Origin of the sequence: Pseudomonas sp. BIGb0164 (assembly GCF_024810135.1) — a bacterium.
In the GTDB taxonomy this organism is placed as follows: domain Bacteria; phylum Pseudomonadota; class Gammaproteobacteria; order Pseudomonadales; family Pseudomonadaceae; genus Aquipseudomonas.
The window spans coordinates 498012-518226 of sequence record NZ_JANUEA010000003.1; the positions used below are offsets into that span (position 1 = coordinate 498012).

The window sequence follows — 20215 nt, forward strand, 5'->3', positions numbered from 1 at the left end:
TGACTTGCCCAGCACGGCCCACCGCCGCCTGAGTCCCTTCCAAGCTCGCCATACAGCCAGCGATCATCGCTGTCCGCTCGCTGCGAGCAATTCCTTCAAGATCGTTGCCGGGTCGGCCCGCTGTTGCTTGCGGTAATTGCCGACATGGCGAACGAACAGTGTTGCGCGCGTCACCAGGCTCTTGCCGAGCACTGGCTTGCGATCCAACTCTTCCTTGATCCGTTGAAACTGCGCCTGGATCACCGCATCGGTGTAACGCGTGCCGGTGGCCAGGTTGTCGATGTAGATCGCCACCGCGCCATCCAGCGCGCTGCGGCCGTTGTCGATGGCCGTGGCAAACAGCTGCGCGCTGGCCTCGTCCTTGTTGTCCAGGGCCTGCTGGCGACTCTTCTGCAGGTTGGCCAGGCGAATGTTGTAGTTGCTGATGGTTTCGGCCACCAACGCGGCCGACTGGATCAGGTTGCCCGCCGCTTCTTCGCGCTGCTGGGCGATCAGCGAGACGTTGCGTTTGAGCTCTTCGTTGACCAGCCCCAGCTCGGCTTGCAGCTTGGGGTCGACGCTGGCGGCGATGATGCTGTCCAGGCGTTTGGTCGGGTCCTGGGCGTCGTCGATGGCGTCGGTCAGCGAGGCCAGGCGGCCCTCTTTCTGCCACTGGGCAAACAGCTCCTTGTAACGCGAACGCGGCGCCGACAGCGCGCCAATCGCCACACGAAACCCTGTGGTCTCGTTGCTTTGCTCGGTGCCATCGGCGGCAAACAGCGGGTACTCGCGGCGCATGCCGGTGAACAGCGTGCCCTCGCCTTCCAGGTAGTTGCCGCCCTTGACCACAAAGCCGCCGTAGGTGCCCTGGCGGCGACCGGCGTGGACCAGCTGGAAGGATTCCTGGACCATTTCTGCGGCGTTGCCGATCACATCAAACATACCGATGGGGTTGGGCAACTTGGTGCCGATGGGCATCAGGCGAGCAGCCTGGCCGGTGCCACCGGCAACCTGGTTGAACACCGCGTAATCGGCCAGCGGGCCGTCGCTGTCGCTGCCCTCTGCGCGGCGTGGAAACAGGCGCCCTTCCAGGTCCTGGCGGCTCACCGCCTGGCCACCGCGTGCGGCGAACTCCCACTCCACTTCGGTGGGCAGGCGCACAAAGCCCAGGCCGCCGTCTTCGGCCGAAGATCCGCGCCCGCTCACGGGCAGCAGGTCGCGGTGGTATTTCATCAGCCAGGCGCTGTATACCGCCGAGAAGCGCTCGGCCTCGAAGCGCGACAGTTTCACCTTGGGCAAACGCGCCGCCATGCCCGTCGGTGCATCGCACGCCGGGGCCGGCTCGCCGCTGGCCAGGGACTGCGCCTGGGACATCACTTGCGCGTACTGGCGTGTGGTCACTTCGTACTTGCCGATGAAGTACAGCATCGGCTTGAGCGGGGTCTTGGCGTCGGTCTTGGGCATCAACGGCGCGATGACCTTATTCCAGTCCTTGGGCAGGTCCTTGAGGGTGAACTGGCCGTTGATGAAGTCGCGACGGTAGCCGGAAATGAAAGACTGCTGATAACCCGCCTCGCCTTCGGCAAAGGGGTAGCCGAGGCTGATCTCGCGGTCATCCAGGGTGCCCTGGGCCAGCACGTAGGCGTAGCGGAACAGCATGTTGCCGTCGCACGGCAGCGGCAGGCTCACATCGCCTTCCAACGGCTTGGGGTTGTCCAGCTTGTCGCTCGCCTCATCGGCCCAGGCCATCGAGGCCAGGCTCAGCGCCACGCAGGCGCCCAGTAACTTATACATCTCTGATTCCTTCAGAAGCCTGGATACGCGCCACTCGCCAACCCCCACAGGCTGCCGCCACGGCGCTTACGCCCAGGACAGCAACCAGGGCCAGGCCGTAGTGACGCGCCAGCAGATGGCTGGCGTATTCGCCCGGCACCTGCACAAAGAGTTGATTCAAACCCGCCTCGGCCACGCCATACAGCGCAGCACTGAGCACGGCGGCGGCACTTGCGCTGTACAGCGCCTGCACCACCACAAACAGCAACAGCCCACCGGTGGAAAACCCCAACAGGCGCAACACCGACAATTCACGACGCTTGCGCGCCACGGCGGCCAACGCCCCGGCGAAGATCGCCGCAAACGCCCCCACACACGCCACCCCGGCAATCACCCAGAACACAATCGACAGGTTGCGGCTCAACGACTGCACCTGCGCGATGGTCTGGGCCTGGGTCGAGACCAACAGGTTCTGCCCGGCGAAAAACACTCGCAGCCGCTCCACATCCGCCAGGTTACGGGCGTACAAGCGAAACGCCGGATACACCCGCTGCTCACCCACACCCGCCGCTTCACCGTCCCAGCCCAACGCCGGCACTGCTCGGCCATCGCGATAATCTTCCGCCGATTCCAGCAAGCCCAGGTCGGCAAACAAACCGTCACGGGCAAAGGCTTCCAGCGGCAACACCGCCAGCACCTGCAAGCGTGTGCGCCGGGCCTCGACACGCCCCGCCACTTGCCGGGCAAAGCTTGCGTCCAACCAATCGCCAGGCCGCGCCGCCAGCTTTTCAGCGGCGGTGTGGCTCAGCACAATCTGCTCCAGCCCCATGGGCATCGGCAGGCCGTTCAATAGCGGATCACCCGCGGCCGTCGGCAGCATTTCCAGGGTCAAGGTGCCCACCTGTGCCGTCGCCGCAATCTGCCGGGTGCGCGGTACGGCAAACGCCACATCGCTGCGCTCGCCAAGCTGCTGGATAAAAGCGCTGCTGAATCGACCACCGCCCAGCGGAATAATTTCGCGGGTGGCGGGGTCGGTCTCCAAACGTTCGGTCAAACTGCTAACCAGTCCAAATTTCAACCCGAATAACACCAGCAGCGGCGCGATCACCGCCACCAGCGCCAGCACTGAACAGACCGACAACCAGGCATCATTGCGATAGTCCTGCCAGGCCAGCGACGCCACCAAACCGATACGCATCAGTACGCCTCCCCAAGAGTGGCGGTGACGCCGCCGTCGGTATCACGACGGCAACTGATGCGCCTTACCTGCAAGCCACTGGCACGGGCCAGAGGTTCGTCATGGGTGGCGATCACACAGGCGGCACGGTGCTCGCGGGCCTGGGCCAGCAACGCCTGCATCACCCGTTCGGCGTTCAGCGGGTCGAGGGAGGCGGTCGGCTCATCGGCCAACACCAATTGCGGCGCATGGGCCAGGGCGCGGGCACAGCTCACGCGCTGGCGCTGACCCACCGACAAGGCGGCGGGCTTCTTGGCCAGTTGGTCGCTGATCTCCAACTGTTCGGCCAGGCGCATCACGCTGCCGTCATCCCTCAAACCCAGCAGTTGGCGGGACAACGCAATATTGCTGCGCACATCGAGAAAGCCCAGCAAGCCACCGGTTTGCAGCACATACCCCAAGTGCTGGCTGCGCAGGGCGGCCAGCGTGGTTTGCTGATCACCGCGCCACAGCCCGGCGATGTCGTGCTGATGGAATTCAAACTGCCCGACCTGATCGGGCGCCAACACCAGCGCCAGCAGGTCCAGCAAGGTGCTCTTGCCGCAACCGCTGGGCCCGACGATTGCCACTTGCTCACCCGCACGCAGCGCCAGCGCCGGGATTACCAGGCTATAGCGCTGGCTACCGACGCCCCGGCTCTTGTGCACCGCGCTCAGGTTCAACATCACGGCAACGTCGACAGCGGCACGCGGTACAACGCATCGCCCGGCTCGGCATCGCCGAAACGGACCCAGTTGGCCACGTCATTGTGGAAGGTTTCGTAGAGGCGGATTTTCGAATCCAGCTCGTCGATAAAGTCTTCCTGCTCGGCCACGCTCAACGACAACCACAGGTCTTGGGTCATGTTCAGCGACTTGCTGCGGTACGGCAGGCCTTCGAGGTATTCGCCGAGGATGCCGCCGTCGGCCAGGTTGCCACCCTTGCGCAGGGCCTGTGGGTCGCGGCTCATGTAGGCCGAGGCGCTGGCGATTTCCTGGAAGAAATCCTTGGGTGAGGTCTGGGTCTTGCGCGCAGCATCGACGATCAGTTTCAGCGACTGCTGCAAGTCGTTGAGCTGCAATTTGGTCAGCATCACGCACACCTGGAACGCCGGCAGTGCCGGGTTGGTGAGGTCACGGTCGGCGGTCCAGGCGCTGACCAGCTGCGGCGCCTGGCTTGCGCTCTTGCGACCGAGGAAGTCCATGTGCATCGCATAGCCCACCGCCGCCGACTTGTCCGCCAGGCTCGGTGCACTGCTCAGCAACGGCACCGGTTGCGGCGTGTTGCTGCGCACCTGGTGCACGAGGTTGGCGAACACGCTGCCGATCTCGTCCACACGCTCACCCAGCTTATGCACGTCGCCACCCGGCACCGGCGTGTACAGGTCGCCGATCTGCGGGTTGGCGTCTGCCGTGAGGATGCGGTACTGGCTCTCGGCGCCGGCGTGGGTTTTCTTGCCGGCATCGGTGCGCAGGTGCAGGGCGTAGATCTTGATCTGCTTGCCCAGCGCCGCCTGGCGCACCTCGGCCTCGTTCATCTGGGTGGCGGCAAACGGGTCGTTCTTGCGCAGCGCACCCGCATCGGTCACCAAGAGGATGATGCGCCCGCCGTAGCCAGACCAGTCCATGCCATCCACCGCCTGCATCACACCGGCGAAGGCATCTTCGTTGAAGGAATGGCTGGACACGGTCGACGCCTTGACCTGGCGCGCCATGTCGAGGAAGCGTTGCGGGTCGCGGCCCTGGTCGAGGGTGATCAAGGTCTTGGCCACATACTCCAGGCCCGGGGTTTTCTTGATGCTGTTACGGAACCCCACCAAGCCAAAACTCACGCTGTCCAGCTCGCCGCGCTCGGCAATACGGGTTTGCAGCTCGTGCACCACGTCGCGCACCTGGTCGATATAGGGCTGCATCGACACGGTGGTGTCCACCACCAGCACCACGGCGGTCCGGAAGGCGTCGGCGTTGGCGCTGATCACCGGCGTGGCGGGCTTGGCCGCTGCGCCGCCGGGGTCGATGGACGCCACATTGAGCAGCTGCACCGGCTGACCGTTTTCGTCGAAGCTCTCTTTGGAATCGAAGATCGGCAACAGGTAGAACTGGTTCTGCGGCACCGCACTCGCCGTGGGTTCCAAGGCCAGCACCTGGCCGTTGTCGTCACGGTTTTTCTGCGCCTTGGCCAATACACCTTTGGCGGCTGCCGGGTCAGCCAGCAGCTTTTCCACCTCAGCGGATTGGCGCAGGAACATCACCGGTGCCCGACCCGAGCGTTCGGTGAACTTGAGCACCAGGCTCTGCTTCCAGTCGCTGACTTGGGCCGCAGGCAGCCAGCCGTCGCTGCGCCCATCGGTGGCGGCACCGACGCGTACCCACGGGCTGCCGTCGACGTCTTTACGCTGGTAGACATACAGCACAGAAAACGCCGGCAACGCCTTGCCCGGCGCACTGCCGGCCTCTGCCGAAAGCTTGGCGCCGGGCTTACTCAGGACCCGCTGGAACAGGGTCTTCTTGCCCGCCATCAGCAACGGGCGCTGGCCGCCATCCACCTCGGCCACCGATGCAACGGGCGTAGGCGGTGGTGTGACCGTCGGCACCACGGCAGCCGGAGGCTTGGCGGCAGGGGTATCGCTGCCACTCAACCACCAGTAACTGGCGCCGCCAATGGCCAATGCAACCGCCACCGCAACGGCCGCCAGTGCCAACACCGGACCGCGACGCTGTTCACTGTGCTGGGTGGGCGGCACCACCGGTTGGCGCACCGGCTGGGGTTTGTCGGTGGGGATCTCGATGGACTCTGGTGTGATGCCAGCCAAGTCGAAACTGACTGGAGTCGGAACCGGTATCGGCAACGGCCGTACCAGCGTCGCTTCCGGCGAGTCTGCCGGCAGTTGATCCAGCGCACGCAGCAAGGCCGCCGCATCCGGAAAGCGTTCTGCCGGGTCCTTGGCCAACAGCTTGCGCAGCACGTCCTGATAACGGCCGTGGTGCACCGGCAACTCCGGCAGGGGTTCGGTCAGGTGTGCCAGCGCCGTGGAAAGCGCATCGGTGCCGGTGTACGGCAGCTTGCCCACCAGGATTTCGTAGAGCACCACGCCCAACGCGTAAAGGTCGGCGCGGCCATCGATCTCCTGGCCTCGCGCCTGCTCCGGGCTCATGTAGCTCGGCGTGCCCACGGCAAACCCGGCCTGGGTGAACTGGGTGCGATCGTCCAGGGACTTGGCGATACCGAAGTCCGACAACACCGCCGTGCCATCGGCGCGAAACAGGATGTTCGCCGGCTTCACGTCGCGATGCACCAGGCCCTGGGCATGGGCATAGCCCAGCGCCGAGGCAATCTGGCGGATCAGCGTCACGCCCTGCTCCGGGGTCATGCCGGCGGCAATGCGCTCCTTGAGCGTGCCATTGGGCAGGTATTCCATGGCCATGTAATACAACTCACCGACATTGCCGATGTCATGGATGGTCACGGTGTGCGGGTGGGACAACCGCGCCAGGGTCTTGCCCTCGCGCAAAAAGCGTTCGCAGAAAGTCGGATCCGCCGCCAAGGCCGCCGCCATCACTTTCAGCGCCACCTTGCGCTCCAGCGAACGCTGGGTCGCCAGGTATACGCTGGCCATGGCGCCTTCGCCGATCTCGCCGTCGATGTCATACCCCGGAATCACGATGTTCATGGCGAGACCTTCACGACAATGGCGGTGATGTTGTCCGGTGCGCCCCGGTTAAGCCCCAGGTGCACCAGGCTGCGCACGATTTCGTCGGGGGCGTCGTGGCTCAGCACGTCGCGGATTTCATGGTCTTCGACGGTCTTGTTCAGGCCATCGCTGCACAGCAGGTAGCTGTCGCCGGGAGCGATCAGCAGGTCGGTGACAGCCAGGTCCAACTGCGCCTCCACCCCGATGGCGCGGGTGACGATGTTGGCGCGCGGGTGTACGCGGGCGTCGGCTTCGCTGAGCAGGCCGCTGTCTTGCAGGTCCTGCACGTAGCTGTGATCGCGGGAGATGCCTTCCAGCACGCCATCGCGCAGGCGGTACAAACGGCTGTCGCCGGCCCACAGGCACACGCCTCGCAGACCGCGCGCCGCCAGCACCACAACGGTGCTGCCCATCAGGCTCACGCCACGGTTGGCGGTTTCTTCACGCACGGCGGCGTTGATGCGGATCAGGTCATTGCGCAGGGCCGCCGAGTACTCGTCCAGGGAACGCCCCACCGGCACGCCGCGCAGGCTGTCGACGATCAGGCTGCTGACATAGTCGCCCGCCGCATGCCCGCCCATGCCGTCGGCCACCACCCACAGGCGGTTCTCCGGCAGGTCCAGGCACGCGTCTTCATTGACCTGGCGGACCATGCCCACATGGCTTTTGCTCGCAGATTTGAACGTCGACCCCATCTACACCACACCTTCTTGTCCGAGCAAAAACTGCGCAAAATCGCCGGCGGCAGGCAGGCCCTGACACCGTAATAAACCAGGGGAAATCTGTTGCGAGCCACGGCCCCACCACAGGCTCGCCCCTTCACAGGCCTGTTCGGCCAGCGCGGCCAGGCGCCCGTGGGGCACGGTGGCGGCCACCCGTTGCAGGCCAGCGAAACGGCTATCGACCGCGCGGGGTTCACTGCTCGGCAGGCCCAGGTTGTCGAGGCCCTCGTTGAAACGTTCGAAGGTGGCGCCGGCATCCAGGGTGCTGAGCAGCAGTTCTTCTGCTTGCTCGAACCAGGTGTCCGGTCCGCCGACCAGGGACGCGGGATTGGTGTCGTGATCGAGCAAGGTGACCACCGCCAGCGGAAAATAACGCCCGACCCGGTCAATGCTCGGCATCACCACACCCGCTGCGGCGTCCGGCCCGCACACGCCCGGCGCTAGCACAAAACGCCACAGTGGGCTGACCAGGTAGGTGTTGAGCCAGTCACCGCCGAGGCTGTTCTGACTGGCGAGCAAACCTGCTGCCAGCCAGCTGTCCCACGGGCCGATAAAGCTCTGGGGCAAGGCACGGCTGACAAAGTCACCGCGGCTGGCCAACTTGCCGTAGAAGCCCAGCGTCGTCATAGCCGCTCCGGCAGGCTGAAGCCGCTGAGTACCCGGCTCTTGAACGGGTTGAAGGCACTGTTGGCGCGCAACTCGTAGGCGATGCTTGCGCCGTCGACCCGCAGGCGCAGGTTGAAGCGGTCCGGCGAGTTGCCGGCCGTGAGGTCCGACTGCTCCAGCAGGCGGAACCAGGCCCACGGCCCGTCCAGGGTCACGCCGGAACGGCCACTGGCCGACGGCGGCATGATGGAAATCCGCACCACGCCAATGCTGCCGGGGTTTGGCCATTGCATGGCCACCGGGCGGCTGGGGCCGTGGTCGTAGCTCAGTTGCTGGCCGTCCAGATCCAGCAGGAACTGGGTGATGGTCGGGTCCATCGACACCGGCTTGAGTTCAAAACGCACGATGGGCTGGGTGCCCCCGGCGCGGAAGAACGCATCCCGGATCGCCGCCGCACGCTGGAAGGTTTGCAGCACGCCCGGGGCAATCCCCAGTTTCTGCGCCGCGCCCGGCTGCCAGCGCCAGGTCTGGGCCGAGGTGTCCACGTAAGGCTGCAGGTATTTGCGGAAGTAGTTATCCATCACCCCGCCCACCCCGAAGAACTGGCCGAAGTCGTCCAGGGTGGCATCCCGTGCACTGCCCGGCGCCATCGGGTAACGCCCGGCCAGAGACTGGCGATACACGTTGACCACTTCGCTGACCCACGCCGCGTTCAGTTGGTTACGTACCCCGCCCATCATGGTGTTGGTGGTGGAGTTGACCACCGACTTGACCATGCCTTGCACCAGCGGCGGCTGACGCTCGGCATTCAGGCTGACCCGCGTGGCCGCAGCCGCCGCCTGGTTCTTCGCCTCGCCGAGCAAGGCGTCGCCACTGGCACCGACCATGGCGCTCACCTGCACGTACAGCGCATTCATGTCGGACAGCAGGCCATCGATGGCCGCTGGCTCACCTTCGTTTTTGCTGACGATGCTGTTGAGTTCGGCAAAGTGCGCGGTCACCGGATCATCCGCAGCAGCCGGCGCGCTGGCCGTCGGTTGCTCCTGGCCGAGCAGGCTGCCCAGGCGCTCCTTGAGCTTATCCACACCACCTTCCACCGGCACACCTTTGGCGGCCAGTTGGCGTTCTTCGGCTTGCAGGTCGGTTTCCTTGGCCACTGCCACCAGCAGTTTTTTCAGTGGCGAGGTCGGGCCGGAGATCACCCGCAGCACGTCGGCCGCCTGGGCCACGCTGGTGATCGGTACAAAGTCGATGTCTGCCAGCAGCGCGTCCCACTGGCGTTGATAGTCCTGGAAGTACAAACGGCGCACATCGCCGGCCAGGCTCACCACGTTTTGCTGATCCACCTGTTCGTGGCCCAGCACCCACTGCTCTTCGGCCAGGGTGCCGGTCTGGTTCAGACTGCTGAGCAAGAACGCCTGGCGATAGCCCTTGGCGGTGAAAAACCCACTCAACGGCTCGCCCAGGGGCTTGCCGCTTTTGCGGCTGAACACCAGCGCCGCATCACGGCCTGCGGCTTCGTTGAGGCGAAAATCCGGGATGCCTTCGGGCAGTTTCTGACGTTTGACCCGGTCATACACACGCTGCGCCACCGGCAGTTGTTGCAGTTGTCGGCGCAGGTCGTCGATCAAGCGTGGGTCCAGGCGCGCATTCGGCGGATGGCGCTCGAACAGCGCCTGCAAGTGCCCGCTCAGGGCCTGGCGCTGATCGGCCGGCAGGTCGCGCGGCAGGTTGCGGTCCCAGTCGAGGGCGATCCAGGCCTTGATGAAGTCCGGGTCGTAATGCTCGCTGTCGGCCAGCATCAGGTAGGCCTTGAGGCCTTCGTAGAGGAAGTCGGAATTGCCGCCGCCGTGCAGTTGTTCTTCGATGCGCGTCACCAGGCGTGGTGCAAACACGGCGATCAACAGCTTGCGGTAGACACTGGCCGACTCGGCTTCGAGCATGTCGCCCTGGTAAAGACCCAGCCCTTCGGACCAGCTCGGCGAGTCACCCGCCAGGTGCTTCACCGCGTTGAGCAATGGCAGCACGGCGAGGACTTCACGCTGCGCCGGACTCAGGCTCTGTACCGCCTGCCCCAGCGGCGCGACCTTCTGGTCAACCTGGGCGATGTAGGCCTGGTTGGCGCGATAACTCACCCACCACAGGCCACTGACCACCACGACCACCGCCACGGTGGCCGCCAGCACGCCACGCGCAATCCACTTGCGTCGACGCTCGACCTTGGGGTTCACGCCCACCAGCCCGCGTTCGGCAAACGCCACGGCGGTGAAGAGTTTTTCGATGAAGTAACTGCGCCCGGTGCCGCTCTGGCGCGCCAGTTGTTGGCGGTCCAGGTTCATGCTCTGGGCCATGGCGCCGATCAGGCGATCGATCGGGCTGCCCTCCTGGGTGCCGCTGGTGAAATACACACCGCGCAGCAACACGCGCTCTTCAAAGGCATTGGGTTTGAACACACCTTCGAGGAAGCTTTGCAGGCAATCTTTCAACGCGCCGAACTGCTGCGGGAAGCCGTAGATCAGGTCGCGGCGCGCCGGGTCGCGCTCCTGTTGCAGGCGTTCCACCAGGCGTTCGTTGAGGCGCTGTTCCAGCCCGGCGAATTCGCTTTGCAGGTGCGCCAGCGGGCTGTCGCTGTTCTTGCCATCGTCCAGGGCAAAGGTCATGCCCCACACCTGGGCGCGGTCTTCCTTGCTCAGGTTGTCGAAGAACTCCATGAAGCCTGGTACCAAGTCGAGCTTGGTCAGCATCAGGTAGATGGGGAAGCGCACGCCCAATTGGGTGTACAGCTCCTGGATACGCAGGCGGATGGCGGCCGCGTGGGCGGCGCGTTCCGCGTCGGTGCCCAGCAACAGGTCCGACAGGCTGATGGCGATAAACGCCCCATCGATGGGGCGGCGCGAGCGCTGCTTTTTCAGCAGGTCGAGAAAGCCCAACCATGCGGCCTTGTCCACCGTGGAGTTGCTGTCCTGGGTGGTGTAGCGGCCTGCCGTGTCGAGCAACACCGCCTGGTCGGTGAACCACCAATCACAGTTGCGTGTGCCGCCGACGCCGCGCACCGCACCGGCGCCCAACTGGGCCGCCAATGGGAAATGCAGGCCGGAGTTGACCAGCGCGGTGGTCTTGCCCGAACCCGGTGGGCCGATGATCACGTACCACGGCAGCTCGTAGAGATTGCGGCGCTCATCGCCACCCAACTTCGCCTTTTTCAGCAGTGCCAGGGCCTCGTCCATGCGCTGGCGCAGGGTGGTGAGTTCTTCGGCGGTGGCCACGCTGTTGGGGTCGGCCGGGGTTTCGGCGGCGAGGCTGCGCATCACTTCGGCGGCCTGGCGACGGGCCTGGATGATGCGAAATACGCGGTAGGCGATCCACACCGCGAACACCAGGATGATCAGCGCCCAGCGGCGGCCTTCCGGCACCAAGGCATCGAGCAACGGCCCGACAAACCAGATGATCAGGCTCAAGGCGATCAGGCCCAGCACCGGGATCACCCAGCGAATCATGAAACTGAAAAACGCCTTCACTCGACGCCCTCCGCCAATACAGTGATTTCAACCCGACGATTGCGGGCACGGCCTTCGGCTGTGCTGTTGGTGGCCACAGGCTCCGTGTCGCTGCGGCCTTCGGCGCTGAAGCGCTCGGCCTGGCCAGTCTTGGCCGCCAGGATCTCCAGCACCGACTTGGCCCGCGCTTCCGACAGCGCCCAGTTGGACGGGAAGCGCAGCGTGGCAATCGGCCGGTTATCGCTGTGGCCGGTGACGCGAACCTGGCCTTTCACTTTGCGAATGGCGTCGGCGATGCGCAGCATCAGCGGCTGGTAGTCATCGACGATGCTGGAACTGGCGGACGCGAACAGCTCGTCGCCCCGGATGGTCACCACCGAACGGTCCACTGCGTCTTCCACGGCCACGCGCCCGGCCTTGATGTCTTCTACCAGGAAGCCCGCCAGGCGGGGTCGCTCGATCACCTTGGGCTGCGCCACTGGGCGGTCGATGGCTTGCACCGGAATCTCGCCCAGGGCATGGATATTTTTGAACACCGGCTCGGCATCCGACGCCAGCTTGAGGCGCAAGCCGAACAGCAACGCCAGCAACAGCGCAACGCCGATGGCCACCGCGATCCACGGCGGCATGAATTGGGCCAGCCGATCGCGGGCCACGGTCACACCGCGCCAGTGCGGCGACAGCTCACGCTCGTGCTCGCCACGGGCGCTGCGAATCGCCGCAGCGGTACGTTCACGCAACGCTTCCAACTGGCTGCGGCCGTCGTTCATCACGCGGTAGCGGCCTTCGAAACCCAGGCACATGCACAGGTACAACAGCTCCAGCAGGTACAGGCGTTCCCGCGGGCTTTGCAGGCAGTGGTCGAGCAACTGGAAGACCTTTTCGCCGCCCCAGGCCTCGTTGTGCACGGTGATCAACAGGCTCTGCTTGCCCCAATCGCTGGTGCTGCCCCACGGCGTGCTCAGCACCGCTTCATCAAGGGCGGTGCACAACGCGTAGCGCGCCAGCAGCACTTCATTGCGCGCAATACCGGCGGCTTCGGCGCGCTCTTCGAACTGGCGCAGGTACGCCAGCAACTGCGCACGCAGGCTGGCGGGCGCCGGGTGGGCGATGGTGTTGCGCAGACGCGTCAGCAGCGCCAACAACGGGCCAGCCGCACTTTCCAGCGGGTTGAGACCCTGGCTCTTGCCGGTGAGCATCGGCGCGGCCGGCATCGACAAAGGCGCGGGTTCGGCACGCGCGGGTTCTGGCGCACGGCCACCCGGGCGCGGCATGAACTGGGTGCGGTCGTCATCATTGGGATGCATCGCGGATTATCCTCGGATCGCCCAGAAGGCCAGGTTCAAGCCCGGGAACTGCCCGGCGATGTGGAAGGCAAACCCACCAGAATTGCTCAACTGCTGCCAGTGCTCGCTGCCCCGGTCCAGTTCGTAATAGGTGGAGCCGGCGTGGTAGGGGATCTGCCGTGGCGCCACCGGCAACGGCAGCAGGCCGATGCCCGGCAGTTGCAGGTTGACCATGTCCCGGATGTGTTCCACCGAGCCGACCTTGCTCTGCTGGCCGAAGCGCGCGCGCAGGGTTTCGCCGGGCACATCGGCGCGTACCACGAGGATGAAGCTGGCGCTGTCGATCAGGGTCTTGTCGGCCAGCATCGCCACGTGGATGCCGTAGGCTTTCTCGACAATCGGGATCGGCGTGGCCTTGCTGTCGATCAGCATCGACAGGGCCTCGCGCAGCGCTGCCATCACCGGGGCAAAGCTCAGGGCCAGGTCGTCGTGCTGGTAGTGCGGGTATTCCTGGGGGCGCCGGCCGGTGGTGGAGAAGGTGGAGAACTCGCCGGCCAGGCTCACCAGCTCGCTGAAAAAACGCTCCGGGTGCAACGGGCTCAACTGGCTGAAATGCTGGATCAGCGGCTGGGCGCGGTTGACCAATTGCAGCAGCATGAAGTCGGCAATCTCCGACGCGCCACCGGCGCCCGAGGCGACCACGCGGCCGGCCAGGGCTTCGCCACGCTGGTGCAAAAGGCCCAGCAGTTCGCTGCGGAACGCCGTGAGCGGTTTGCTGGCGGCCACGTCGAGCACCGGCGGGATGTAGGTGTCGTCGAGCACCAGCGCACGGTCGGCGCGTTTTTCCTTGATGCGCACCAGGCCCACGGCGGCGTAATCGCTGATGCCGTCCTGGGCGGTCAACAGGCGCAGGGCCCGGGAACCCACGGCCACCGGCGCGCGGTTTTCGAACGGCGCGTTGTCATCACGCACTTCGCGCACCTGGCTCACATAGCGCGCGGCGCCAAGGGCTTCGCCCTCGTCGACCGTGTCGCGGGCGCCTGCACGCTTGAGCGGCAAGGCCAGGTACACCAGACCGTCACGCAGGTTGTCGTCGATGTTCAGCGGGCTCGGCGCCAGGTCGTCCTGGGGGATATTGAACGGTGTGCCGTCGGGCAACAGGCCGCGTGCAGACACAATGGCCAGCTTGCCCTGGGCCAGCAGGCCCTGGTCGATCAGCAATTCGGAAAACCCCCAGCTGCCTGCCGACAACGGGCGGCTGCGGGCATCGATGAGGTTTTCCAGGTAACGGTCATGCTGCTGGAAGTGCTGCGTTCCGATGAACATGCCTTCCGACCAGACCACGCGATTGTTCCAGGACATGGGGGCTCCGATTGCTTCTTATCTGGCAGGGCTGGATGGGGGAACCACGACGTCGGCGCGCACGGCACGCACATCGAGGCTGATCTGGTATTCGGTGTATTGGCGCGCCGGCACATTGATCACCGTGCGCCATTGCGCGCGATCAAGCTCGCGGTAACCCACCAGCAAGCCGATCTGGCGGGTGGACGGGTCGAGGTCGCGCTGAATGCTCAATTGCTGGCCGGGCTGCACCATCACTTCGTCTTGGTCGAGCAGGTCCAGGCCGAGGGTGGATTGCGCACGGTCGGCCAGGGCGAAGTAATCGGAACGGCCGAAGGTGGCGGCGTTTTTCAGCTCGAAGATGCGCACCCGCACCGGTGCCGCCTGGCCGTTGGCACCGGGGTTGAGCCCGGCAATCGCGTGGAAGTGCAATTCGACGGCGGCGGTGTCGGCTTCAGCCTCGGCCGGTGCGTCGGGTTTGGCGGCGTCCGTGGCACACGCCGCCAGCAGAAGCGCCGTGGCGGCTGCGAGTAAAAACCTGGGAATCATCCTGCGTCCTCAATGACGTACTTAGCTATCCGTTAATCCATGTACTGCGTGTCAGCGTCGCTGTCGGGCGCTGTGTTCTTCGTAGGCTCGGCTGAATTCGCGGCCGAACAGGTCCTGGAAGTCTTCCTGGGCCTCGCGGGAAATATTGCTGTAGAGCTCGGTGAACTGTTGCCAGTACTGGGCCTGACGCGAACCGTTGAACAGGCTGGAGAGCCCGCCCGGCTTGCCCATGCGCTCTTCCAGCTGGGCCGGTTCAAAGCGCTTGAGCAGGTGCTTGATGGCCGCTTCCACCCCGGCCATTACCGCCAACTGGTGAGCGCGCAAGTCGTCGAAACTGTCGCGCACTGCTGCGTCCGGCGCCATGAACGCCTGATTGCCGTGGCGAAGCAGCAGCAGTAAGGCTTCATCGGCATTCGGGGCGAATTTCAACGGGTTGTTTTCGGCGGGCTGGATCATCGTCTGCTGCATGCGGAACTCGCCCTTGAGGCTGGCCCGGGCACGCAACACATCGATCAGGCCTTCGACCATCAGGCGGTAGCTGCGGCCGATGTTTTCCATCTGGGCGCAGGCGTCGGCCTTGTCCAGGCGCAGCTGGTCCAGGCCGGCACCGCGCAGGAAGGCTTGCAGCAGGTCGGGTTGCGCGGTATCGGCAAGCACCGGCGGCGCGATGACGGGCGCAGGGGGCGGCTCAGGTGTGGCGACTGGTACGGGCGTGGCCACCACAGGCGCGGGCGCGGGCGTGTCGCCGAACAGGTCCCAGTCCTCGGGGATCACCGAGCCGGACACCACGGGTTTTTCGACCACTGGGACTGCCACGGGCGTCGGTGGGCGGAAATCGTGCTGCTCGGAAGGCACATGGTCCGCCACGGTCGGCGGCGGCACGGCGGTGGGGCTGAGGAAGTCGAACAGGTCGGGCAAGGTGTCCATCGAGGACGCGCCCTGAAATTGCGGGGCGATCACCGGCACGGGGGCCGGCGTGGGCGTGTTCACCACGGCCCCCATCAGCGCTTCGAAGCTGTTGGGTGAATCTCCGACAAACGGCTGGCTGTCGACGGCCTGCACGTTGAAGTCGATGCGGGCCTGGATCTCGTAATCGCCGATACGGATCAGCTCGCCGTCCTGCAGGGGCTCGCTGTTGCCCCGGCGCAAACGAATACCGGCGTTGACCAACTCCACGCCGTTGGTGCTGTTATCGGTTAAATAATAACGGCCATCTTTGTATTGAATAACACAGTGTTGCGAAGAAACCAGACGCTCAGGATCAGGCAATACCCAGTCATTATCCGAGCTGCGGCCAATAGCCATCGAGCCCTGGTTCAAGGACTTTTCCGGACACTGCCCAGGGGTAATCTTGTGATAACTAGTGATAGTCAAACACAGCGACATCTTGCCTCCTTGCTGATACTTCGCGCGCGGTCGGCTCCCAGGACAGCGTTTCCCGGGAGATCCCCACCAGGCCGTGCAATCGACCTTAAAAACCTGCTTTTGTCAGCATGATCGCTGATCTTAACTGGCCTCTATGACAAAAATCCTGTCCTGGTGCGCCACCAGACCCACCAGTCGCGCAGGTTGTTAAGCACCGCACATCTGTCACAGAGGGCGAATAGCTTACCTTGACAAGGCATAAGTACTACACCAAAAATGCACAACTTCTTGAATACCAGTGATGGCACTTTGAAATCAACTTGAGTTCAAAGTTCCAATATGACCAAGAAAACATGCCTAGTTCCTCGCGCAACTAATGCATGCATTGCCCGCCATCTAACGGGCTGATAGGGAGATCAATTTCAGTGGATGTGCCGTTGCTGCTCACCGCCGTTTCCGCGACTTCGCCCTGTGGCGAAGACATGGAATATGACGCGGACTTTCTCCACCTGGAGCGTGCCGCCAAGGGTCAACCCGAGCGCAGCATGGGCGACTCGATCCTGCCCGCCGAACCTCCGGAATGGCGCAGCATCCAGCAGCAAAGCCTCGACCTGCTGGCGCGCAGCAAAGACCTGCGCATCACCCACTTTCTGGTGCAAAGCTCGCTCGCCCTGCAAGGCGTTGCCGGGTTTGCCGAAGCCCTTTCGCTGATCAACGCGCTGTTGCGCGACTACTGGGCCGAGCTGCACCCGCGCCTGGACGCCGACGACGATAACGACCCCACCGTGCGCATCAACGCCCTCACCGGCCTGACTTGCGACACGAACATCCGCCTGCTGCGCGAAAGCATCCTCACGCGCTCGCGCACCTTCGGCCCCGTGAGCCTGCGCGCCGCGCTCAACGCCAGCGGCCTGCAGAGCTTTGCCGACGAGCAACTGGGCACCCAGCAGCTCAACGCCGCCTTCCTCGACAGCGACCCCGAGCAACTGCAAGCCACCCGCGATGCCTTGAGCGCCGCGCGCGCGGCCTGCGAAGCCATCGAGCAACAGGTCAACGATCAAGTCGGTTCCGCCCAGGGCGTGGACCTCAGTGCCCTGAAGCAGCCGCTCAAGCAAGCGCTGCAGATACTCAACCAAGCGGTGCCCGGCACCGACAGCAGCAGCGAACCCGAGGCCGTCAGTGACGACAATGCCCCCTCGGCCGACTTCGCTGCCCCCCCCGCAGTACAGCGTCCGGTCGGCGATATCGCCAGCCGCGACGACGTGCTGCGCAGCCTCGACAAGATCCTTGCGTACTACACCCGTCACGAGCCTTCGAGCCCGCTACCGGTGCTGTTGAACCGGGCGAAGCATCTGGTGCACGCCGACTTCGCGGCCATCGTGCGCAACCTGATTCCCGACGGCATGTCCCAATTTGAAAACCTGCGCGGTCCGGACGGCGAGTAAGCCGCGCCAACGTGCAGTAACAACACCGTCGCTCAAGCGACCAGGAGCAGCAACGTGGCGAAGCAAAGTTCTCAGAAATTCATCGCGCGCAACCGTGCGCCTCGAGTGCAGATCGAGTACGACGTCGAGCTCTACGGCGCCGAGAAAAAGGTCCAGCTGCCCTTCGTGATGGGTGTGATGGCCGACCTCGCCGGCAAGCCTGCCGAGCCGCTCGCGCCCGTGGCCGACCGCAAGTTCCTTGAAGTGGACGTCGACAATTTCGACTCGCGCCTCAAGGCCATGCAGCCGCGCGTGGCGTTCCACGTGCCCAACGAGCTGACCGGTGAAGGCAACCTGAGCCTGGACATCACCTTCGAGAGCATGGACGACTTCAGCCCGGCCGCTGTGGCCCGCAAGGTCGACTCACTGAACCAACTGCTCGAAGCCCGCACCCAGCTGGCCAACCTGCTGACCTACATGGACGGCAAGACCGGCGCTGAAGAAATCATCATGAAGGCGATCAAGGACCCGGCACTGCTCCAGGCACTTGCCAGCGCGCCGAAGCCTGCAGGGGACCAGTAATCATGACCGACAATACCGCCCGCGAAGGCTCCCAGATCCTGGGTACCCAGACCGAAGAAGCCAGCGAATTCGCGAACCTGCTGCTGCAAGAGTTCAAGCCCAAGACCGAGCGTGCCCGCGAAGCCGTGGAAACCGCCGTGCGCACCTTGGCCGAACAGGCATTGGCGCAAACCGACCTGGTGTCCAATGACGCGATCAAGTCGATCGAGTCGATCATCGCCGCCATCGACGCCAAGCTGACCGCCCAGGTCAACCAGATTATTCATCACCAGGATTTCCAGCAGCTGGAAAGCGCCTGGCGTGGCCTGCACTACCTGGTCAACAACACCGAGAGCGATGAGCAGCTCAAGATCCGCGTGCTCAACATCTCCAAACCGGACCTGCACAAGACCCTGAAGAAATTCAAGGGCACCGCGTGGGACCAGAGCCCGATCTTCAAGAAGATGTACGAAGAAGAATACGGCCAGTTCGGTGGCGAACCTTACGGCTGCCTGGTGGGCGACTACTACTTCGACCAGTCGCCTCCCGACGTGGAGCTGCTGGGCGAGCTGTCGAAAGTCTGCGCCGCCATGCACTCCCCGTTCATCGCCGCTGCTTCGCCAACCGTGATGGGCATGGGCTCGTGGCAGGAACTGTCGAACCCGCGCGACCTGACCAAGATCTTCACCACCCCGGAATACGCCGGCTGGCGTTCGCTGCGTGAATCGGAAGATTCGCGCTACATCGGCCTGACCATGCCGCGCTTCCTGGCGCGCCTGCCGTACGGCGCCAAGACCGACCCGGTGGAAGCCTTCGCCTTCGAAGAAAACACCGACGGCGCCGACAGCTCCAAGTACACCTGGGCCAACGCCGCCTACGCGATGGCAGTGAACATCAACCGTTCGTTCAAGCACTACGGCTGGTGCTCGCGTATCCGTGGCGTGGAATCGGGCGGTGAAGTGGAAAACCTGCCGGCTCACACGTTCCCGACCGATGACGGTGGCGTGGACATGAAGTGCCCGACCGAAATCGCCATCAGCGACCGCCGCGAAGCGGAACTGGCCAAGAACGGTTTCATGCCGCTGCTGCACAAGAAAAACACCGACTTCGCCGCGTTCATCGGCGCCCAGTCGCTGCAGAAACCGGCCGAATACGACGACCCGGACGCCACTGCCAACGCCAACCTGGCCGCGCGCCTGCCGTACCTGTTCGCCACCTGCCGTTTCGCCCACTACTTGAAGTGCATCGTGCGCGACAAGATCGGTTCCTTCAAAGAGAAGGACGAGATGCAGCGCTGGTTGCAGGACTGGATCCTCAACTACGTGGACGGTGACCCTGCGCACTCCACCGAAACCACCAAGGCCCAGCACCCGTTGGCGGCGGCCGAAGTGATCGTGGAAGAAGTCGAAGGCAACCCGGGGTACTACAACTCCAAGTTCTACCTGCGCCCGCACTACCAGCTTGAAGGGCTGACGGTGTCGCTGCGCCTGGTATCGAAGCTGCCCTCGGCCAAGAGCGCGTAAGTAGCTGTTGAACCGGCTCTTCTGTGGGAGCCGGGCTTGCCCGCGATGCAGGCGGCGCGGTCCGGCAGGCAGACCGCGGTGATGCCATCGCAGGCAAGCCAGCTCCCACAGAAAAGCAAAGCCCCCTTGGGCTTAACCAAATTTCGTGGCCTGGGCCACACAGGGAGAAAACATGGCTGTTGATATTTTCATCAAGATCGGCGACATCAAGGGCGAGTCCATGGACAAGGCCCACAAGGACGAAATCGACGTGCTGAACTGGAGCTGGGGCATGGCCCAGTCCGGCAACATGCATGTGGGCGGTGGCGGTGGCGCGGGCAAGGTGAATATCCAGGACCTGTCGCTGACCAAGTACGTCGACAAGGCCTCGCCCAACCTGATGATGCACTGCGCCAGCGGCAAGCACATCGACAAGGTCAAGCTGACCGTGCGCAAGGCCGGTGGCGAGAGCCAGGTCGAGTACATGGTGATCAACCTGGAAGAAGTGCTGGTGACGTCCCTGAGCACCGGCGGTTCGGGCACCGATGACCGCCTGACCGAGAACGTCACCCTGAACTTTGCCCAAGTGATGGTCGACTACCAGCCGCAGAAAGCCGACGGCACCAAAGACGGCGGCGCGATCAAGTTTGGCTGGAACATCCGTTCCAACACCAAGCGCTGATAGCCCTTGAGGCCGTGGCTT

The 20215-nt window shown here is 64.3% G+C and carries 15 protein-coding genes; 4 read left to right on the forward strand and 11 right to left on the reverse strand.

What is annotated here, in order from left to right:
• Positions 1-63: 63 nt before the first annotated feature.
• The 11 genes from M2394_RS10180 to tagH are packed head-to-tail and all read right to left on the reverse strand — an operon-like array spanning position 64 to position 16046.
• Positions 64-1773, reverse strand: coding sequence for an SUMF1/EgtB/PvdO family nonheme iron enzyme (locus M2394_RS10180; RefSeq protein ID WP_178920369.1), 1710 nt, complete (start codon positions 1771-1773; stop codon positions 64-66).
• Complete coding sequence (locus M2394_RS10185) at positions 1766-2950, reverse strand: ABC transporter permease (protein ID WP_259172388.1); 1185 nt, start codon at positions 2948-2950, stop codon at positions 1766-1768. Before M2394_RS10185 ends, M2394_RS10180 begins: the two co-directional genes overlap by 8 nt.
• On the reverse strand, positions 2950-3654 hold the full coding sequence (locus tag M2394_RS10190; RefSeq protein ID WP_178920373.1) for an ABC transporter ATP-binding protein: 705 nt from the start codon (positions 3652-3654) through the stop codon (positions 2950-2952). The genes M2394_RS10185 and M2394_RS10190 overlap by 1 nt, the downstream gene beginning before the upstream one ends.
• Positions 3654-6638: a serine/threonine-protein kinase gene (locus tag M2394_RS10195; protein WP_259172389.1), complete on the reverse strand. Its 2985-nt coding sequence runs from the start codon at positions 6636-6638 to the stop codon at positions 3654-3656. The genes M2394_RS10190 and M2394_RS10195 overlap by 1 nt, the downstream gene beginning before the upstream one ends.
• Positions 6635-7354: a PP2C family serine/threonine-protein phosphatase gene (locus M2394_RS10200; protein ID WP_259172390.1), complete on the reverse strand. Its 720-nt coding sequence runs from the start codon at positions 7352-7354 to the stop codon at positions 6635-6637. Before M2394_RS10200 ends, M2394_RS10195 begins: the two co-directional genes overlap by 4 nt.
• Positions 7355-8008, reverse strand: a complete 654-nt coding sequence (gene tagF / locus M2394_RS10205) for a type VI secretion system-associated protein TagF (protein WP_259172391.1) — start codon at positions 8006-8008, stop codon at positions 7355-7357.
• A complete protein-coding gene (gene tssM, locus M2394_RS10210) occupies positions 8005-11505 on the reverse strand; it encodes a type VI secretion system membrane subunit TssM (protein WP_259172392.1) in 3501 nt (1166 codons plus the stop codon). The genes tagF and tssM overlap by 4 nt, the downstream gene beginning before the upstream one ends.
• Complete coding sequence (locus M2394_RS10215) at positions 11502-12791, reverse strand: DotU family type VI secretion system protein (RefSeq protein ID WP_176994476.1); 1290 nt, start codon at positions 12789-12791, stop codon at positions 11502-11504. The genes tssM and M2394_RS10215 overlap by 4 nt, the downstream gene beginning before the upstream one ends.
• Positions 12792-12797: 6 nt before the next feature.
• Positions 12798-14132 carry a type VI secretion system baseplate subunit TssK gene (tssK, locus tag M2394_RS10220; RefSeq protein WP_178920385.1) on the reverse strand — a complete coding sequence of 445 codons (1335 nt, stop codon included), beginning with the start codon at positions 14130-14132 and terminating at the stop codon, positions 12798-12800.
• Positions 14133-14150: 18 nt separating this feature from the next.
• The gene (gene tssJ / locus M2394_RS10225) at positions 14151-14660 is read right to left on the reverse strand and encodes a type VI secretion system lipoprotein TssJ (protein ID WP_259172393.1); all 510 of its coding nucleotides are present in this window, start codon (positions 14658-14660) and stop codon (positions 14151-14153) included.
• 51 nt (positions 14661-14711) lie between these two features.
• Positions 14712-16046 (reverse strand): type VI secretion system-associated FHA domain protein TagH, encoded by a 1335-nt coding sequence (gene tagH, locus M2394_RS10230; protein ID WP_178920387.1) that lies wholly within the window; start codon positions 16044-16046, stop codon positions 14712-14714.
• A gap of 404 nt (positions 16047-16450) precedes the next feature.
• Here tagH and tssA point away from each other — a divergent pair, with 404 nt between their 5' ends.
• The 4 genes from tssA to M2394_RS10250 all read left to right on the forward strand — a co-directional run bounded on the left by tssA (position 16451) and on the right by M2394_RS10250 (position 20194).
• Entirely contained in the window at positions 16451-17470 is a 1020-nt protein-coding gene (gene tssA / locus M2394_RS10235; RefSeq protein ID WP_259172394.1) for a type VI secretion system protein TssA, read from the forward strand.
• Positions 17471-17524: 54 nt separating this feature from the next.
• A complete protein-coding gene (tssB, locus tag M2394_RS10240) occupies positions 17525-18031 on the forward strand; it encodes a type VI secretion system contractile sheath small subunit (protein WP_010207547.1) in 507 nt (168 codons plus the stop codon).
• A 2-nt stretch (positions 18032-18033) separates the two neighbouring features.
• Entirely contained in the window at positions 18034-19533 is a 1500-nt protein-coding gene (gene tssC, locus M2394_RS10245; RefSeq protein WP_178920391.1) for a type VI secretion system contractile sheath large subunit, read from the forward strand.
• A 172-nt stretch (positions 19534-19705) separates the two neighbouring features.
• Positions 19706-20194 (forward strand): type VI secretion system tube protein Hcp, encoded by a 489-nt coding sequence (locus tag M2394_RS10250; protein ID WP_005792512.1) that lies wholly within the window; start codon positions 19706-19708, stop codon positions 20192-20194.
• Positions 20195-20215: the final 21 nt, after the last annotated feature.

Excerpts from the sequence above, each read along its gene's own strand:
- M2394_RS10180 (WP_178920369.1), bottom strand. The coding sequence starts at position 1,773 with ATGTATAAGTTACTGGGCGCCTGCGTGGCGCTGAGCCTGGCCTCGATG.
- M2394_RS10185 (WP_259172388.1), bottom strand. The coding sequence starts at position 2,950 with ATGCGTATCGGTTTGGTGGCGTCGCTGGCCTGGCAGGACTATCGCAAT.
- M2394_RS10190 (WP_178920373.1), bottom strand. The coding sequence starts at position 3,654 with ATGTTGAACCTGAGCGCGGTGCACAAGAGCCGGGGCGTCGGTAGCCAG.
- M2394_RS10195 (WP_259172389.1), bottom strand. The coding sequence starts at position 6,638 with ATGAACATCGTGATTCCGGGGTATGACATCGACGGCGAGATCGGCGAA.
- M2394_RS10200 (WP_259172390.1), bottom strand. The coding sequence starts at position 7,354 with ATGGGGTCGACGTTCAAATCTGCGAGCAAAAGCCATGTGGGCATGGTC.
- tagF (WP_259172391.1), bottom strand. The coding sequence starts at position 8,008 with ATGACGACGCTGGGCTTCTACGGCAAGTTGGCCAGCCGCGGTGACTTT.
- M2394_RS10215 (WP_176994476.1), bottom strand. The coding sequence starts at position 12,791 with ATGCATCCCAATGATGACGACCGCACCCAGTTCATGCCGCGCCCGGGT.
- tssK (WP_178920385.1), bottom strand. The coding sequence starts at position 14,132 with ATGTCCTGGAACAATCGCGTGGTCTGGTCGGAAGGCATGTTCATCGGA.
- tssJ (WP_259172393.1), bottom strand. The coding sequence starts at position 14,660 with ATGATTCCCAGGTTTTTACTCGCAGCCGCCACGGCGCTTCTGCTGGCG.
- tagH (WP_178920387.1), bottom strand. The coding sequence starts at position 16,046 with ATGTCGCTGTGTTTGACTATCACTAGTTATCACAAGATTACCCCTGGG.
- tssC (WP_178920391.1), top strand. The coding sequence starts at position 18,034 with ATGACCGACAATACCGCCCGCGAAGGCTCCCAGATCCTGGGTACCCAG.
- M2394_RS10250 (WP_005792512.1), top strand. The coding sequence starts at position 19,706 with ATGGCTGTTGATATTTTCATCAAGATCGGCGACATCAAGGGCGAGTCC.